This window comes from Pseudomonas sp. EA_5y_Pfl2_R50 (assembly GCF_963970475.1).
GTDB lineage: Bacteria > Pseudomonadota > Gammaproteobacteria > Pseudomonadales > Pseudomonadaceae > Aquipseudomonas.
Genome location: NZ_CAXAPT010000165.1, coordinates 1 through 458, shown reverse-complemented (window position 1 = coordinate 458; position 458 = coordinate 1). Strand labels below are relative to the sequence as shown.

The following is a 458-nucleotide window of genomic DNA, read 5'->3' as shown; positions in this document are numbered from 1 at the left end:
GAACCTATACGGGGCGTATGATTGGGTTCGGGATAACGGCTATGTCAACATGCCGGCTTGGATTGAAACTGCAGCAAAGGCGGCCGGTCGCTGACATCTATGAGTATCTATGAATTGGCCATACTTGGCGCCGTAACGCCCGGGGATCGCGCAACACTAACCGCGACGCTCGCCGATATCGTTTCCGACTTCGGATTGACGTTGGGCGACGATGTAGTTGTGCATAATGCGGACACGCTGAGCGGACGACACAAACCAGCAGCATTCGCATGTGCGTATTTCGGAGGAAACGCCCAACAAGATCTAGAGGCGGCCCAGGAACTCATCCGAGCGAGCGCGCCCATCATTCCCACGATCGCCGCCGGCGCAGACTTCAATGTTCACATCCCCCAGTTCCTCCAGCCCATCAACGGGCTAACGCGGCGCGCTGACGATCCAGCGATGACCGAACTCGCATC

1 pseudogene is annotated in these 458 nt (G+C 57.6%); it reads left to right on the top strand.

Going from position 1 to position 458, the window contains the following annotated elements:
* Positions 1–99: 99 nt before the first annotated feature.
* Positions 100–458 (top strand): annotated as a pseudogene (locus AACY19_RS27255) (hypothetical protein); the annotation flags it as partial.